The sequence below is a fragment of the Streptomyces sp. NPDC088246 genome, from assembly GCF_044741025.1.
In the GTDB taxonomy this organism is placed as follows: Bacteria; Actinomycetota; Actinomycetes; order Streptomycetales; family Streptomycetaceae; genus Streptomyces.
In genome coordinates, this window is record NZ_JBIURV010000026.1 from 34,889 (window position 1) to 51,620 (window position 16,732).

General features: G+C 68.8%; 15 protein-coding genes. 13 read left to right on the forward strand and 2 right to left on the reverse strand.

The window, feature by feature from the left end:
• Positions 1-309 precede the first annotated feature (309 nt).
• A complete protein-coding gene (locus ACIPEK_RS30650) occupies positions 310-1,185 on the reverse strand; it encodes a phosphotransferase (RefSeq protein ID WP_402002589.1) in 876 nt (291 codons plus the stop codon).
• 229 nt (positions 1,186-1,414) lie between these two features.
• Here ACIPEK_RS30650 and ACIPEK_RS30655 point away from each other — a divergent pair, with 229 nt between their 5' ends.
• Positions 1,415-2,035, forward strand: a complete 621-nt coding sequence (locus ACIPEK_RS30655) for a LysE/ArgO family amino acid transporter (protein ID WP_402002592.1) — start codon at positions 1,415-1,417, stop codon at positions 2,033-2,035.
• 83 nt (positions 2,036-2,118) lie between these two features.
• On the opposite strand, the gene ACIPEK_RS30660 is transcribed toward ACIPEK_RS30655, so the two are convergent.
• A complete protein-coding gene (locus ACIPEK_RS30660; RefSeq protein WP_402002594.1) occupies positions 2,119-3,969 on the reverse strand; it encodes a serine hydrolase in 1,851 nt (616 codons plus the stop codon).
• A gap of 182 nt (positions 3,970-4,151) precedes the next feature.
• Between ACIPEK_RS30660 and ACIPEK_RS30665 the strand changes: the two genes are divergently transcribed.
• From ACIPEK_RS30665 to ACIPEK_RS30720, 12 genes are all read left to right on the forward strand, one after another.
• On the forward strand, positions 4,152-5,261 hold the full coding sequence (locus tag ACIPEK_RS30665; RefSeq protein WP_402002597.1) for an NAD(P)H-dependent flavin oxidoreductase: 1,110 nt from the start codon (positions 4,152-4,154) through the stop codon (positions 5,259-5,261).
• Positions 5,258-6,808, forward strand: a complete 1,551-nt coding sequence (locus tag ACIPEK_RS30670) for an acyl-CoA synthetase (RefSeq protein WP_402002600.1) — start codon at positions 5,258-5,260, stop codon at positions 6,806-6,808. Before ACIPEK_RS30665 ends, ACIPEK_RS30670 begins: the two co-directional genes overlap by 4 nt.
• Before the next feature lie 435 nt (positions 6,809-7,243).
• Positions 7,244-8,317: a zinc-binding dehydrogenase gene (locus ACIPEK_RS30675; RefSeq protein ID WP_402002603.1), complete on the forward strand. Its 1,074-nt coding sequence runs from the start codon at positions 7,244-7,246 to the stop codon at positions 8,315-8,317.
• Positions 8,314-9,297 carry an ROK family protein gene (locus ACIPEK_RS30680; protein ID WP_402002606.1) on the forward strand — a complete coding sequence of 328 codons (984 nt, stop codon included), beginning with the start codon at positions 8,314-8,316 and terminating at the stop codon, positions 9,295-9,297. Before ACIPEK_RS30675 ends, ACIPEK_RS30680 begins: the two co-directional genes overlap by 4 nt.
• Before the next feature lie 30 nt (positions 9,298-9,327).
• Positions 9,328-10,329, forward strand: coding sequence for a phosphotransferase family protein (locus tag ACIPEK_RS30685; RefSeq protein WP_402002609.1), 1,002 nt, complete (start codon positions 9,328-9,330; stop codon positions 10,327-10,329).
• A gap of 481 nt (positions 10,330-10,810) precedes the next feature.
• On the forward strand, positions 10,811-11,383 hold the full coding sequence (locus ACIPEK_RS30690; protein WP_402002612.1) for a hypothetical protein: 573 nt from the start codon (positions 10,811-10,813) through the stop codon (positions 11,381-11,383).
• 133 nt (positions 11,384-11,516) lie between these two features.
• Positions 11,517-12,785, forward strand: coding sequence for an aspartate aminotransferase family protein (locus tag ACIPEK_RS30695; protein WP_402002615.1), 1,269 nt, complete (start codon positions 11,517-11,519; stop codon positions 12,783-12,785).
• On the forward strand, positions 12,782-13,696 hold the full coding sequence (locus tag ACIPEK_RS30700) for an inositol monophosphatase family protein (RefSeq protein WP_402002618.1): 915 nt from the start codon (positions 12,782-12,784) through the stop codon (positions 13,694-13,696). Before ACIPEK_RS30695 ends, ACIPEK_RS30700 begins: the two co-directional genes overlap by 4 nt.
• 17 nt (positions 13,697-13,713) lie before the next feature.
• Complete coding sequence (locus ACIPEK_RS30705; RefSeq protein ID WP_402002621.1) at positions 13,714-14,598, forward strand: diiron oxygenase; 885 nt, start codon at positions 13,714-13,716, stop codon at positions 14,596-14,598.
• Positions 14,585-15,448 carry an aminoacyl--tRNA ligase-related protein gene (locus ACIPEK_RS30710; RefSeq protein WP_402002624.1) on the forward strand — a complete coding sequence of 288 codons (864 nt, stop codon included), beginning with the start codon at positions 14,585-14,587 and terminating at the stop codon, positions 15,446-15,448. Before ACIPEK_RS30705 ends, ACIPEK_RS30710 begins: the two co-directional genes overlap by 14 nt.
• A complete protein-coding gene (locus ACIPEK_RS30715; protein WP_402002627.1) occupies positions 15,445-16,464 on the forward strand; it encodes an NAD(P)H-dependent flavin oxidoreductase in 1,020 nt (339 codons plus the stop codon). Before ACIPEK_RS30710 ends, ACIPEK_RS30715 begins: the two co-directional genes overlap by 4 nt.
• Positions 16,440-16,703: an acyl carrier protein gene (locus tag ACIPEK_RS30720; protein ID WP_402002630.1), complete on the forward strand. Its 264-nt coding sequence runs from the start codon at positions 16,440-16,442 to the stop codon at positions 16,701-16,703. Before ACIPEK_RS30715 ends, ACIPEK_RS30720 begins: the two co-directional genes overlap by 25 nt.
• The last annotated feature ends 29 nt before the right edge of the window (positions 16,704-16,732 follow it).

Below are 16,732 nucleotides of genomic sequence, written 5' to 3' on the forward strand. Positions count from 1 at the left end.
GCCGGCCGCGGTCCTCCACCGGCTCCCAGGCCCGTCGCGAACGGGAATCGGCCTCGGTGCTCGCCACCGTCAGCAGATGCTGCATCGGCCGCCCGCACCCGGGACAGTCCGCCCTCTGCGGCTCCTGGGACCACCCCGGACGGTCGGCCCGGTGCCCGGGGCGGTGGAGAGGTGGTACCGGTAGTCCCAGCCGGTCGCGCCGGGTCTCATTTCGTGCCAACCCGCTGACCGCAGAAGGTCATCCCCCTGCCGGCACCTGCAACGCTTCGTCCAGCACAACTCCGCCGCGGCTCACCTGCCCTGCGCTCGTCACACGCGTTGCTCGGCCAGGTCGAGCCAGTGCTCGACGTCGCCCGGCGCGAAGTGCCTGATGGCCCAGTCGACCATGCGCAGACTCATATGCGCCCAGGAGGGACGCAGGACATCATCGGGCAGGCCGTCCAGAATGTCGTCGAGGCGGCGCGTGACGCCCGGGGCCTGCTGGTTCGCATGCAGCCCGAAGCGCAAAGTGACCAGGTCGAAACGGCGGTCGCCCCGGCCGGCGCCGTTCCAGTCGATGACTCCGGTGACCGAACCGTCGAGGGCGAGCAGGTTGCCGTGGTGAAAGTCGTGGTGCACGACGTCGTGTCCGGGCAGTTGGTGTGGGTGATCGGCCCCGGCCGACTTGACCCGGTGCTCCAGGGCACCACTGCGCCGGCTGTGCCGACGCAGTGGCCCGTGAAGACAGTAGCCGGGGCCGTCGTCGAGCAGGTACAGGTTCATCAACGGGACATCCGTACGTTCGGCCAACAGCCCCGCCTGCGACTCGTTCAGGGCCAGTGCCTGATCCAGCCCATGGTGGTCCAGACACTTCACCGGCGTGCCCGGCAGGCACTCCTGGACCAGAACGACCGCGCGATCCACCTGGACCGCCAACTCCGTCGACGGGCAGGGATACCCCTGCGTGTGCAGCACTTCGCACACCGCCAACGGTCCCGCCCGCAGATCCTTGAGCTGCGTATCCGGCCGCCACTTCAGCACGGACCGGTGCCCGTCGGGCCACCGCACGTACGCGGCACCTACCTCCCCTCCCGGACAGGGCCCCTCCACCACCAGCCGGACACCTGCCTCGGCGTTCAGGGCCTCTGTCACCCGGTCGGCATCAAGTCGTTCGGCGCGCGTCCAGTTCTGCGGAGATGTGGTCATCGGAGCATTCTCCGTCGCAGGCACCCGCCCCGCGGAAGGGGGTGCCGATGCCGCACTGCCGGCCCCGGACGGTCCGGCGTCAAGAAAATGCCTTGCCCGCGGTGCCGCGCCGGCCCCATCATCTGCCCATGGAATCGATCACCGCCCCGCTGACGCCGGTCTCCGCCGCACGCTCGGTGCGCGGTCGGCAGCAGCCCGGCGGACTGCGGAGCCGGACTCCCGAACGCGCATGATCGCCGTCCTGGTCGCGGGACTTCTGGCCGGGTACGGCATTGCCATACCGGTGGGAGCGGTCGGGACCTACTTGGTGGGTCTCACCGCCCGGACGTCCCTGAGGACGGGGGCCTGTGCGGCACTGGGCGTCGCAACCGCCGACGGTCTCTACGCGGTCGTCGCGGTGGTGGGTGGTTCCTCGCTCACGCATGTGCTCACACCGGTCATGCCGCCTCTGCGATGGGCGTCGGCACTGGTGCTGATCGCGCTGGCGGCCCGCGGCGGTACGGCGGCGATCGTGCGGTACCGGGGGCGGCGGACTGTGGACCGGATCGGGACGGACCCTGTCAGTCCGGCACGGTCCTATCTGATGCTGCTCGGGATGACCATGATGAACCCCGCCACTGTCATCTACTTCGCGGCGCTCGTGCTCGGCAGCCGTACCACCGCCGACGCGGACCACCTGGAGCGGGCGGTGTTCGTACTGGCCGCCTTTGTGGCGTCGGCCAGTTGGCAGCTGCTGCTCGCCGGTGGGGGAGCGCTGCTCGGCCGGGCGGTGACGAGCAGGCGTGGGCAGCTCGTCACCGCTCTGGTCTCCAGCGTCCTCATCACGGCACTCGCCGTCCAGCTGCTGTGACCGTGCCGGGGAAGGCGGACGGCCCTTCCCCGGCAAGGCCGGCCAATGGCTCGACAGCCCGCCTCAGTAGGCCACGGCCCGACTCAGTCCGCTGAAGCCGTCCATCCCAGCGCCTCGATGCCCGCGGTATCCCCGGACCGGCTCTCGTCGAAGACCGTCCGATTGCCGTCCTCGACCCGGACGGCGTCCACGTACACCCCGCGCCCGACGTACAGCTGATCCGTGGCGTACCGCCACCGCAGCCGTACTTCCTTGCCGCGCCATGCGGCGAGGTCCGCGTCGAGACGGTGCCAGACGCGGCCGGACCAGCCGGAGACCGAGCCCGTCGGATGCGGTTCGGGCTCCGGGTGGTGTTGACCGGCCATCGGTACGGTGGTGAACGGCACCGCCTGCCAGGTCGCCCCTGCGTCCGCCGACACTTCCAGGAAGAGGAAATCGGACCCGGGCTCGGTGTCCCACCAGAGGGCCGAGCTCAGCCGGGCCCGCGACGACGCGAGACGCAGCGCGGGCAGCGTGAGCGTGGCGCCGGTGCCGCTCGCCAGTCCCGAGAACCACGCCGTTCGCCCCCGGGCGGGACGGACCGCGACGGCGCGCGCCATCTGGTTGGCGGTGGCGACGCGTGGCGCGCTGCCGGAGCGCCAACTACGCACCGGGTGGACCGAGTTGCCGAGGACGATCAGGAACGAGTCGGTCGTGGGGTCCAGGACCAGACTGGTGCCGGTGAAACCGGTGTGGCCTGCGGTACGAGGGGTTGCCATAGCACCCATGTACCAGTGCTGGTAGAGCTCGAAGCCGAGTCCGTGCGCATCGCCGGGGAACGCGGTGTTGAAGTCCGTGAACAGCAGGTCCACCGATTTGGCGGAGAGAATCCTCGCGCGGCCGTAGATCCCGCCGTTGAGCAGCGTACGGGCGAGGATCGCGAGGTCCCAGGCGCAGGAGAAGACTCCGGCGTGGCCCGCCACGCCGTCCAGACTGTACGCGTTCTCGTCGTGCACCTCGCCCCAGACCAGCCCGCGGTCGAGGCCGGACCAGGGGAGCCGGGCATCCTCGGTTGCGGCGATCTTCGGCCTCCAGGAGGCCGGCGGATTGTACCGAGTGCGGTGCATACCGAGCGGAGCAGTGATCTGCTCACGGAGCAGGACATCCTCCGTGCGGCCGGTGATCTTCTCCAGGACCAGTTGCAGCGAGATCAGATTGAGGTCGGAGTAGAGGTAGACCGTGCCGGGCGGGTTGGCAGGCACCTCGTTCCAGAGCAGCTCCAGCTTCCCCTCCCGCGTAGGTGCCTTGTACAGCGGAATCCAGGCACGGAAGCCCGACGTATGCGTGAGCAGCTGACGGATCGTGATGTCCTGCTTGCCGCCACCGGCGAAATCGGGCAGATATGAGGCAACCTTCGCCTCCAGCTCCAGCGTTCCGCGCTCGATCTGCTGCACGGCCAGGATCGAGGTGAACAGCTTCGACACCGAAGCCAGGTCGAAGACCGTGTCCTCGGCCATGGCGATCTGCTGGTCGGGCGGGAACTCCACCCCTGTGTCGGTCTTCTCGTCGTACGCCGCGTAGCGCACGGCCTTGCCGATCGGGTGGTGCAGTGCCACCGTGCCACCTCGCCCGGCCAGCAGCACCGCACCCGCGTACCAGGGGTGTTTGGGGGAGTTGGAGAGGAACTTCTCCGCATCGGCAACCAATTGGTCCAAAGGCCCCTGCAACAACCCGGCACGGGCGGCGGATCCGCGCCGCAGCGTCGGCCGGGCCTGCCCGGATGCCGCGCTCGTCCCGATCCCTGTGTGCATACCCGACGACCCCGCCCCCGACTCCATGGCCGACGCCCGTTCCGCGAACGGAATCGGCGCCAGGGCGAGTGCTCCGCCCAGGGCCAGCATCCCACCGCCCAGCCTGCGTCGGCTGATCCCTCTGACGGCCGCGTCCTCGGTCATCCGGAACCCCTTCCTGCTGCGCGAAAGTAACTTTCGAAATTTCGTCCGACGATGAAACTTCCTGCCGCCGCAGAGATTACTGTCACCACTGCTGTCGCGGAGGCCCCCGACGCCACAAAGAATCTGACACTGCATCAGAAAATCTCTTCCCTCGAATGTCCGACTGCGGCATCCTGCGCCCCATGGAGACGGAGCTGAGCAAGAAACTGGGAGTCGAGCACGCCATCTTCGGCTTCACGCCGTTCCCCGCGGTGGCCGCGGCCATCACCCGGGCCGGCGGATTCGGCGTACTCGGCGCGGTCCGCTACACCGCCCCCGACGACCTCGCACGTGACCTGGACTGGATGCAGGAGCACACCGACGGCAAGCCGTACGGTCTCGACGTCGTCATGCCCGCGAAGAAGGTGGAGGGGGTGACCGAGGCCGACGTGGAGGCGATGATCCCGGCCGGACACCGTCAGTTCGTCCAGGACACCCTGGCCGAGCACGGTGTACCGGAACTCGCCGAGGGCGAGGCGTCCGGCTGGCGCATCACCGGATGGATGGAGGAAGTCGCCCGCAACCAGCTCGACGTCGCCTTCGACTACCCCATCAAACTCCTCGCCAACGCCCTCGGGTCGCCGCCCGCCGACGTCGTCGGACGCGCCCACGGCCAGGACGTTCTCGTCGCCGCGCTCGCCGGAAGTGCCAGACACGCCCGCCACCACGCGGACGCGGGTATCGACATCGTCGTAGCCCAGGGGTACGAGGCGGGCGGCCACACCGGTGAGATCGCCTCCATGGTCCTGGTTCCGGACGTGGTCGACGCCGTGGGGCCGCTCCCCGTCCTCGCCGCCGGCGGCATCGGCAGCGGAGAGCAGATCGCCGCCGGACTCGCCCTGGGCGCCCAGGGCGTGTGGCTCGGCTCCCTCTGGCTGACCACAAAAGAGGCGGACCTCCACTCCCGCGCGCTGACCCGCAAACTCCTTGCCGCAGGCTCCGGCGACACCGTCCGCTCCCGCGCGCTCACCGGCAAACCCGCACGCCAGCTCCGTACCGAATGGACCGACGCCTGGGACGACCCGTCCGGACCCGGCACCCTGCCCATGCCGCTCCAGGGGCTGCTGGTCGCCGAAGCCGTCTCCCGTATTCAGAAGTACGAGACCGGTGCGCTGCTCGGCACCCCCGTCGGTCAGATCGTCGGCCGGATGAACAGCGAACGCAGCGTTCAGGCCGTCTTCGACGATCTGACCCGCGGCTTCGAGCGCGCCGTGGACCGGATCAACCGCATCGCCGGACGGAGCGCCTCATGAACCGGCCGCCCAACGGCTTCTGGGCCCAGGCCGCCGCCGATCCCGGCCGTACGGTTCTGATCGCGCCCGACGGCGAGAGCTGGACGGCGGGCCGGCTGCACGCCGCAGCCAACCGTCTGGTCCACGGACTGCGCGCGGCCGGACTCCGACGGGGCGACGCCTTCGCGGTCGTCCTGCCCAACGGTGTCGAGTTCTTCACCGCCTACCTCGCCGCCTCCCAGGCCGGCTTCTATCTCGTACCCGTCAACCACCACTTCGTCGGCCCCGAGATCGCCTGGATCGTCGCCGACTCCGGAGCCAAGGTGCTCATCGCCCACGAGCGGTTCGCCCAGGCGGCGACCGCGGCTGCGGACGAGGCCGAGCTTCCGGCCGGCCACCGCTATGCCGTAGGCATGGTCGACGGCTTCCGCCCGTACGCCGAACTGCTCGAAGGGCAGTCCGACGCACCCCCCGAGGCCCGCACCCTCGGCTGGGTCATGAACTACACCTCGGGTACCACCGGCCGCCCGCGCGGCATCCGCCGTCCGCTCCCCGGCAAGCTCCCCGAGGAGAGCCACCTCGGCGGATTCCTCGGCATCTTCGGCATCAAACCCTTCGACGGCAACGTCCATCTCGTCTGCTCGCCGCTCTACCACACCGCCGTCCTCCAGTTCGCGGGAGCGTCCCTGCACATCGGGCACCCGCTGGTCGTGATGGACAAGTGGGTGCCCGAAGAGATGCTGCGCCTCATCGACACCCACCGTTGCACCCACACGCACATGGTCCCGACCCAGTTCCACCGCCTTCTCGCCCTCCCCGACGAGGTGAAGCGGGGATACGACGTCACGGCCATGCGCCATGCCATTCACGGCGCAGCACCCTGCCCCGACCACGTCAAACGGGCCATGATCGACTGGTGGGGGCGGTGTGTCGAGGAGTACTACGCGGCCAGCGAGGGCGGCGGCGCCTTCGCCACCGCCGAGGACTGGCTGAAGAAACCGGGCACGGTCGGCAGGGCCTGGCCGATCAGCGAACTCGCCGTCTTCGACGACGACGGCAACCGCCTGCCGCCCGGCGAGCTCGGCACCGTCTACATGAAGATGAACACCGGCGGATTCAGCTACCACAAGGACGAGACCAAGACGAGGAAGAACCGCATCGGCGACTTCTTCACCGTCGGCGACCTCGGCATCCTCGACGAGGACGGCTACCTCTTCCTCCGCGACCGCAAGATCGACATGATCATCTCCGGTGGTGTCAACATCTACCCCGCCGAGATCGAGGCTGCCCTCCTCAGCCACCCCGCGGTCGCCGACGTGGCCGTCTTCGGCATTCCGCATCCCGACTGGGGCGAGGAGGTCAAGGCGGTCGTCGAACCGGCCGGGACACACGGGGCGGGGGAAGCGCTGGCCACCGAGATCCTGAGCCACTGCGAACACCATCTGGCCGGGTACAAGCGCCCCAGGAGTATCGACTTCATCGAGGAGATGCCCCGCGATCCCAACGGCAAGCTGTACAAGAGGCGGCTGCGCGATCCGTACTGGGAAGGCCACCGGCGGGCACTGTGAACCACCGTCCGGAGCCCGTCGCCCGTAGAACGCTCCCGGTCGGCTGAGGCGGCGGGCAGCCCTTGCCGAACGGACGGTGTCCACGAGATCACGACTGCCGCGGTGGGCAGCGCATCCGCCTCGGTCACGGCGACCGTCCTGGCCGCGGTCCTCTGAGCCCTGTCCGGGGGGACTGCGGCAGAGCGAGCCCACGGGTGGCACCAGCCACCCTGCGAACTCACCTCGCGTGGAGTTCTGGCGGGCAGTCAGCGACGAAATTCTCGACGGGAACGGGGACGAAGCGTCGCCGCCCGACAGGGGTGAGGCGGCGCGCCCAACGGCTCAGAAGCGCCGTTTCCCAGCAGGTGGCCCTGCGCTAACGTCGATGGCCGAACACAGCTTCGCCTTGCACGGCGCCGGCAGCACTCGCTGCCGCACACCGAGAGGGAGGTACCTGTGCGCGCACTTGTCTACCTGGGGCCCGGGTCCGTCGAGCTGCAAGAGCGTCCGGCGCCACGCATCGGCGCTGACGATGACGTAGTGGTGAAGGTTGTCGGCACCGGGATCTGCGGGACCGACCGCAAGATTCTCCTCGGTCGCTTCCCGGCAAGGCCGGGTGTGGTGCTCGGCCATGAGTCGGTCGGTCTGGTCCAGGAGGTGGGTGCCGGGGTGCGGTCGCTCGCCGTCGGGGACCGAGTGGTGGTCAACCCGACGCTGTACTGCGGTTGGTGTGCGCCGTGTGTGCGCGGGGCGACGAACTTCTGCCGGAACAAGGCGGGGACGGAGGTCGGCGTGGACCGTGACGGGACATACGCCGACGCCGTGGTGCTGCCGGAACGGTTCGTGCGACGCGTTCCCGATGGGATGACCTTCCGTAGCGCGGTACTCATCGAACCGCTCGCCTGTGTCCTCAACAACGTTCAAGCGGTCGGTCTGACGGTCGATGACACCGTGGCAGTACTGGGCGCGGGACCGATCGGCGTGCTCGTCGCACTGGTCGCCGCCCGGACGGCGCGCTGCGTCATCGTGGCCGAGAGGGACGACTACCGGCTGTCCGCAGCGCGCGACTTGTTCGAGCATGTGGTGGACGTGTCCCGAACGGACGCGGCCGAGGCCCTTGCGAAGGCGTCCGGAGGTGATCGTCCCGGCGTCGTGTTCGACACCACAGGCAGCGGTCTGGAGGATGCCCTGCGCCTGATCGACGACGGCGGCCGGGTCGTCCTCATGGGCTTCGACGACAGCTACAGCGTGCCGCTGCGGCCGCTCCGGCTGACCAATCGCGGGATCCGGCTGATCGGTGCCGGTGACTTCCGGGGGGACACCTTCCCCGTGGCCGTCGACCTGGCGGGCGGTCTGGGACTGGAACGCCTGGTGACGCACGAGTTCCCACTGGAGGCGTACGAGGACGCGCTCGGCGCGCTGGGCGGGGTCGGCCGCGACGGGATGGGCAGTCGGTACGACGCCATGAAGGTTGTCATCCGCTCCGACGTCGGCCCGGCCGGCGCGGACGGCTGGCCGGTGGGCGCGTGAACGGGCCGCGGCTGGGCTCGATCGAGTCCGGCGGGACGAAGTTCGTGTGCCTGGTCGGATCGGCGCCCGACCGGATCGAGGACGAGATCCGCTTCCCCACAGGAGAGCCGGAACCGACGCTGGCCAGAGCAGTCGCCTTCTTCGAGGAGGCTGCGGTGAAGGGGCCGTTGGACGCCGTGGGCATCGCGTCGTTCGGCCCCCTCGAACTGCGCCGCTCGCATCCCGGCTACGGGCGCCTTGCAGCGACGCCGAAGCCCGGGTGGTCCGGAGTGGACGTCGCGGGAACGATTGCCGCGGCGCTCCGTGTGCCGGTTGCCATCGATACCGATGTCAACGGCGCGGCGCTTGGCGAGGGCCGCTGGGGCGCCGCACGGGGCCGGGGCACCTATGTGTACCTGACGGTCGGCACCGGCATCGGCGGCGGGGCGGTGATCGGGGGACGCGTCATCAACGGCCTGGTCCACACGGAGATGGGGCATCTCAGCGTCCCCCGGATACCGGGGGACGACTTCCCGGGATCCTGCCCCTTCCACGCGGACTGCTGGGAAGGCATGGCGGGCGGCGAGGCCGTCGCCGCCCGCTGGGGACGACCGGCGGAGGAGCTGAGTGGTGAAGTGCTCCGACGCGCCCTGCACATGGAGGCGGTCTACCTCGCCTCCGGGCTGCGCGACATCATCTACACCACCGCGCCCGAACGCATAGTGATCGGAGGCGGGATGGCCGTACTGCCCGGCCTCTTCCCCCTGCTGCGGGCGGAACTCGCCCGGTCACTGGCCGGCTATCCGGGCCTGCCGGAGCATGCCGCCGACGACTTCGTGGTCCCTGCCGCCCTCGGCCCGCTCGCCGGACCGGCGGGAGGTCTGGTGCTGGCCGAGCGGGCTGCCGAGGAAGCACGGCACGTGGCCCGCGACGGGACGGCGCGACCGTCCGCGGACGGCTCGGGCGCAGACGTACCGCCGTTGGCGGCAGGGACCGCTTGAACTGGGCCGCGAACGGGAAGGGGGGCCGTCATGACGATCGGTGACCATGCCGGCCTCGACACCGCGACCCGTGCGTGGCTGATGGAACGAGCGTTGCCCGGCCTGAGCCTGTCGAAGGTGAGCCCGCTGCCCGGCGGGTTCACCAACGACATGCGCCTGGTGACGACACGACAGGGGGAGCGGTACGTTCTGCGTCGCTACCGATCCAGCGGGACCCGGATGCACCGCAACACCTGCGCCGTGGAGTCGGCCGTACTGGAGCGGGCGGCGCCGACCGTTCCGGTGGTCGACGTCGTCGCGTCCGATCCGTACGGCAACGCTACGGGCAGGCCCACGCTGGTGTACCGGTTCGCCGACGGCATTCCCCTCGGACAGGCGCTCGCCGACGAGCCGACCGCAGCCGAGGCGGCCGAGCTCGGCGGCGCGGTGGGCGGGGTCCTCGCCCGGATCGCCGCGGTACGGCTGCCCAGGCCGGGCCCCTTCCACGACGCCACCCTCGTTCCGGCCGAGGCGGGTGACGAGGCGGCCGACCTGCCCGGTTTCGTCGAGCGATGCCTGGCCACCACCGGCGACGGCAACGCCTTGACGTCCGTGGAGGCCGACGCGTTGCGCGGGCTCGCCGCGCGGACCGCGCACCGGGTCGCCGACGTGAGCGGGCACAGCCGACTGGTCCACTGCGATTTCAACCCCAAGAACGTGCTGGTCTCACGGGAGCGTGGCCGATGGGACGTGGCGGCCGTGCTGGACTGGGAACAAGCGTTCAGTGGCTCGCCCCTCTACGACATCGGCAATATGCTGCGCTTCGCCCATCTGTATCCGCCCTCCTTCGTGGACGGGTTCGTGTCCGGCTACCGGCACGCGGGTGGTCTTCTGCCGAGCGACTGGCGTGAACTCAGCCGGACCTTGGACCTGTTCACCCTGGCGGACATCCTCACCGCGCCGCCCGACGCCGACTGTTTCGCCGGGGCACGGACGGTGTTGCTCCACCACTTGGCGGACGAACCGGGGCCGGCGGCGGACCGTACCGGCTGAGCTCCATGGTGCGGTTCTTCGCCGTATTGCCCCGGCCACGCCGCCGGAGCCGGCGCAGCACCACCAGGCAGGCAGGCGGGCAGCGCGGCGGGGCATCGAAGACAGGCGTACGAGGCTCCGCCGTCCGCCGCCCCGGATGCCGCGATCCGGGGCAGGAGTCACGGACAGCCCGAAGGTGTCGAGCCCAGCCTTCAGTCTCCGCCCATTCCCTTCACATACCCCTCCTCGCGCGTGCTCGTCCGTCTCTTCCGTCCCACTCCTCATAACCCTCTGCAACACCGTCACTTTCCGTACGGTGAAAATGCCTTAATCCAATGCCTTAGGTAATTCCGCGGTCGGGAACGTGAAGATCGGAAGACGAATTCCCGGTGTTCTTGGCCAATAAGCACTCCTCAACAGGCTGATACGTTCTGGTCAGTGCAAAGTCGGGCCGTTATGATTCCGTGAGTCGAAAGATCCTTGAACAAGGGAGAATTTCGCAGTGGACAACACGAGGCCGGAAAGCGACTTGCGCCCCACTCCCGGGGAAGGGATTTCGGAAGCCGGCGACGGGAAGCTGACGCTGACGCCAACGGTCAGATGCAATGGAACCCCGCCCACTCCGGAGCAGAAGGAAGGGCCCTTCTACAAGCCCGACACCCCGCACAAGCCGGACTTCAGAGGCGATGTGGAGGGCGGCACGCCCCTGCTGCTCCACGGCGGCATCGTCACCCCCGAAGGCAAGCCCGTCGGTGGCGCACTCCTCGACTTCTGGCAGGTCGGGGACGAGGGCGTCTACGACGAGGAGGGGTTCCGGCTCCGGGGCCACCTGTTCGCCGACAGCGACGGGAACTGGCGGCTGGAGACGGTGCTGCCCGCCGTGTACCCGGGCCGCACACGCCACGTGCACGTCAAGGTGCAGCCCCCGGGCGGTGAGGTACTGACCACGATGCTGTACTTCCCGGACGAACGGCGCAATCACCTGGACAAGTATTTCCGGCCGGAGTGTCTGATGGATGTCCGTCGGACCGCGGACGGCTGGGATGCCGCGTTCACCTTCGTGCTGGACATCTGAAATTCCAGCACCGGGATTCCCTCCGCACGGGAGGCCGTGATTCGCGGGGGCTGTTCCGTGCGGATGGAACGCCCCCGCCAAAGGGCACTTGCCGGGCACGTCGAAATTCCACGTCGTGAGCAGCAGGAGACACATGGTCGACTTGACGCACGCCCAAGAATTGATCTACTACCCGGTCAGCGACTACCTGATGGATCACGGTGAAGGGATCTATCTCTACGACGCGGACGGGAATCAATACATCGACTGCGCGTCCGGCACCTTCAACCTCAGCCTCGGCTACAGTCACCCCGAAGTGGTCAAGGCGATGCGCGACCAGGTCGAACGGCTGGTGCACGCGACGTCGACCTTCCAGACCAAGCCGGTCAACGAACTGGTGCGACGCCTGGTCGAAGTCAGTCCCGAGAACCTCACCAAGGTGCACCTCAAGGTTTCGGGCGGGTCCACCGCCAACGAGGGCGCGGTCAAGATGGCCCAGATCAGCACCGGGCGGCGCGATGTCATCACCCTCTTCCGCAGCCATCACGGCCAGACCATGATGACGACCACCATGTCGGGTGAGTCCTTCCGCAAGGCACCCTTCCCGCATCTGATGCCCGGCGTGGTCCAGGTCCCCGACCCCTACTGCCTGCGCTGCTTCTACCGGCAGACCCCCGACAGCTGTGGACTGCTCTGTGTCGAGCGAGTCAACGACTTCCTCGACCATGCCAGTTCGGGCAGCGTCGCCTGCGTCGTCGTGGAACCGATCTCGGGCAGCGGCGGGAACATAGTGCCGCCCGACGGATATCTCGCCGCGCTGCGCACCCTCTGCGACGAGCGGGGCATCGCGCTGATCTTCGACGAGATACAGACGGGCATCGGCCGGGTCGGCCGGATGTTCGCGGCCGAGCACTATGGCGTGCGCCCCGACATCCTGACCGCCGGCAAGGGATTGGGCGGCTCCGGCGCGCAGGTCGCCGCCATCATCGCCGACGAACGGATGTCCGGGCTCGGCAGCGACCACCACTCGTTCACCTACGGCGGCAACATCCTGGCGGCGGCAGCCGCAGCGACGACCCTTGACGTCATCGGCCGCCCCGGCTTCCTGGAGAACGTACGAGCGGTGGGTGCACACATCATGAACCGGCTGCGGGAACTCGCCACGGCTCATCCGTCCATCGTGGACGTGCGCGGCCTCGGTCTGATGATCGGCATCGAGATCGGTGACGAGGACGGCCGCCCCCACAGCGACCGGGCACAGGCCCTGGCGCGGCGCGGGATGGAACACGGCCTGATCCTGCGGACCTCACGCTACGGCCGGGGCAACGTCATCAAGATCCGGCCGCCGCTCGTCATCACCCGAGCCGAAGCCGACCTGCTCTGCGACCGGCTCGACGCACTCTTCACCACGGAGACAGCATGAAGGACTACGTCGTACAGCTCGCCGCATCGGTGCGCGACGAGGTACTGGCCGCGCAGAACCGGCTCGACAGTCGGCTCGTGCGAGGCCATTCACCCGGTGGCGACGCGCAGTTCGGCCTCGACGACGTGGCGGAGGCCGCCGTCTGGAAGCACGTCGTGGACGGCGGCGTACCGGTCGCCGTCTACTCCGAGGACCGTGGACTGCAATTCCACGGCGCCGCACCCGAGTTCCTGCTCGTCGTGGACCCCATCGACGGCACCAGACCCGCCGTCGCGGGACTCGAATCGGCCACCGTTTCCGTGGCCGTGGCCCGGATGTCCGACCGCCCCCGCATCGCGGATGTGGAATACGCACTGCTGATGGAGATGAGGACGGGGGCCTACCTCTACGGGGAGCGCGGCGCGGACGCGGTGACCGCCCACGGCTACGACCGCCCCGTACCGTCCCTGACCACGACCACCGACCTCTCCCGGATGTTCTGGTCCCTCGAATTCAACGGCCATCCCGCGCATCTGATGACCGACGCCTACGGCCACCTCATCGACCGATCCGCGAACACCGGTGGCGTGTTCGTCTTCAACAGCGCCACGTACTCCATCTCCCGGCTGCTCACCGGCCAGCTCGACGCGTACGTCGACATCGGCAACCGGCTGCTGCGCGACGACCCCGGGCTCCTTGCCGAGTTCGAGCGGGTCGGCAACGGACGCGTGCTCCATCTGTTCCCCTACGACATCGCCGCTGCGGTCTTTCTCGCCGAGAAGGCCGGCGCCGTCATCACCGACGGCTACGGCGAGCCGCTCGGGAACACCGCGCTGACCGACCTGGGCGTCGACAACCAGCGCTCCTGCGTGGCCGCCTCCAATCCCGAACTCCACAAGGCGCTGCTGGAGGGGATCCGGTGGAGGGCCTGACCCGACAGGAACACGACGTGCGCCCACCCGTTCCCGACGACACCGCCGAGTTCCGCGCGCTCCTGGAACGGCTCTCCGACAAAGCGACTGCGGACTACTACAACCCGTACACCACCTTCGACTGGCCCAAGGCGATTCCCACCGACGACTTCTGGATGTCCCCGGAACTGCTGACGGTCCACGGCACCGAAACGATGCAGACCCTGACCCCGGAGCAACTGCACGCCCTGAGCCGCTGGGAGAGCGTCCACTTCTACAGCCTGAACGTGCACGGCATCAGGGAGCTGCTCATCGAGGTCATGCGGCGGATCCACACGCCCGGATTCGAGGCACCCTCGGAGTTCTTCCACCACTTCATCGGCGAGGAGAACGACCACATGTGGTTCTTCGCCACGTTCTGCCTCAAGTACGCCGACAAGATCTACCCCGACAAGAAGCTGAAACTGCCTGAAACTCCACGGGACGCGGCGATCGAGAACTTCCTGGTGTTCATCCGCATCCTGGTCTTCGAGCAGATAGTCGACCACTACAACGTCCGACTCGCGGCCGACGAACGGCTGCACACGACCATCCGCCACATCAACCGCCTTCACCACCAGGACGAATCCCGCCACATCGCCTTCGGGCGACGACTGGTTGAGCTGCTCTGGGACCGGCTCCTGGCGGCCGGCATCGACGAACGGACCCGGCGCGAGACCAGCGCCTACGTCGGCCGCTACATGACCACGAGCATGGAGTCGTTCTACAACCCCGCGGTCTACCGCGACGCGGGCATCGCGGACGGATACGCGCTCCGACAGCGACTGCTCGTCCACCCCGCCCGGCAGGCCGCCCATGCCCGGGTGCTGCGCAAGACCACGGACTTCCTCACCCGGATCGGAGTACTCGATGCCGGGTACTGACCCCGCAGCCCGCACCGGCCCGTGGACCGTGCGCGACGGTCTCGCTTCCTTCGGAGAGTCCGCGACCGTACTGCTGCACGTTCTGGACGACGTGTTCACGGACTGGGGAACCCGGGCGGGAGCCACGCGGATGATGTTCCCGCCCCTGCTCAACGCCGACGACCTCCGCACTCTCGACTACTTCCGCAACTTCCCGCACCTGGGCAGCCCCGTCTCCCGCATACGGCCCGACCGACTCGATGCCCACAGCCGCGGTGCCGCCGACGGTCCCGTGCCCGCGCGGGACCTCGCGGACGCCGACCACCTGTTGCCCTCCGCCGCCTGCTACGGCTGCTTTCTGCACTTCTCCGGAACCGCGAGGGAAACCCCCCTGCGGGTGAGTACGGTCGCCCAGTGCTTCCGTCACGAAGACCACTACGACGGACTGCGCAGGCTCTGGGGCTTCACCATGCGGGAGATCATCTGTATCGGCTCTGCCGAGCAGGTCCGCGACCACCTCGAACACCACCATGTGCGGCTCGCTGCCTTCGCCGCCGACCTGGGCCTCACCCTCTTCCGGCAGCCGGCGACCGATCCCTTCTTCGAGCAGGAGGGCGCCCGCACCGTCATGCAGCTGCTCGCGCCGGTCAAGGACGAATACGTGCACACCGACGGCACCGCCGTGGCCTCGATGAACAACCACCGCAACTTCTTCGGGGAACGCCGCTCCATCGCCTACGCGGACAAGCCCGCGTTCACCGGCTGTGTCGCGTTCGGGCTGGAACGCTGGGTGCACGTAATGAATGAACGCTTCGATGGCGACCTCCGCGCCGCGACCGTGGCCGTACGGAAGGCCGGCGAAGCGGAATGAACCGGCTTCAGTTCGCCCTCGGCCTCGACCTCCCGTTGCTTCAGGCAGGTATGGGAGGCATCGCGGGGCCCGAACTGTGCGCCGCGGTCTCCCGGGCCGGGGCGGGAGGCGCCCTGGCGCTCTACAAGGAGCCTCCGGAACGGGTACGTGAACTGGTACGAGCCGTCGTCGCCTCGACCTCCCGCCCCTTCGGCGTGAACGTCATCCCCGAGGTGACCGGCCCCGCCGCCTGTCGGGCCCAGCTCCGCGCTGCCCTGGACCAGTTGCCCGGGCATGCCTTCGTCACCAGCTTCGGACTACCGGACGCCGACGCGGCGCACGATGTCGTACGGTCGGGCCGTGTTCTGGTGATCCAGGTCGGCACGCTCCACGACGCGGACGCGGCCCTCCGGCTGGGAGCTGGGGTCCTTGTCCTCCAGGGCACCGAGGCAGGCGGGCACCTTCTCGGTGAACTGCCCGCGGCGCGCTTGCTGCATGAGGCACGCGCCCGGTACCCCGACGCCGTGCTGGCGGTGGCGGGCGGCGTCGCGACCGGTACTGATCTGGTGCGGGTTCTGGTGCAGGGCGCGGACGGGGCCATGGCCGGAACTCTCTTCATCCCCACGGTGGAGTCCGCCGCCCATCCCCACTACAAACAGCGTGTGGTCGACGCGTCGGCGGACGACACCGTCGTCACCACACGATTCGACATCGGCTGGCCCGCCCGGCCGCACCGCGTACTGCGGAACTCCCTGACGGGGCAGGCGCCCCGGCACCCTGCGACTTTCATCGCGACGACCGGGGCGGGGGGCAGACGGCTGCCCGTCCCCCGCTACAGTGCGGCCGTCCCGGTGGCCGCAACGGCGGGCCGTATCGAGGAGATGGCCATGTACTGCGGCCGATCCTGTTCCAGGGTCGCCGGACAGCACCCGGCCGCCGTCCTCGTCGAACAGTTCCGCCGCACCTACGAGGCGGCCGGCCGGTCCCGCGACACATCCACGGAAGGTGGGCCATGGAAGACGCGCTCAAACCGGTGACCGAATGGCTGCGGGCCAGGAACCCGGAGGCCGGGGTGATCCCGGCCGATCTCGACCTGATCGAGAACCGGATCATCGACTCCCTCGGTTTCATGGAGTTCATCCTGCTGCTGGAAGACCTCGTCGGCCGCGAGCTCCCCTTGGAAGAACTGGACGTGGACCGCTTCCGCTCGCTTCAGGCGATACACGACAACTTCCTGTCCCCGTCGGCTCCGAGCGTGCCGAAGCACACTTCGTAGTACGTCAGGTCTCTCAGAAGGAGGTCACA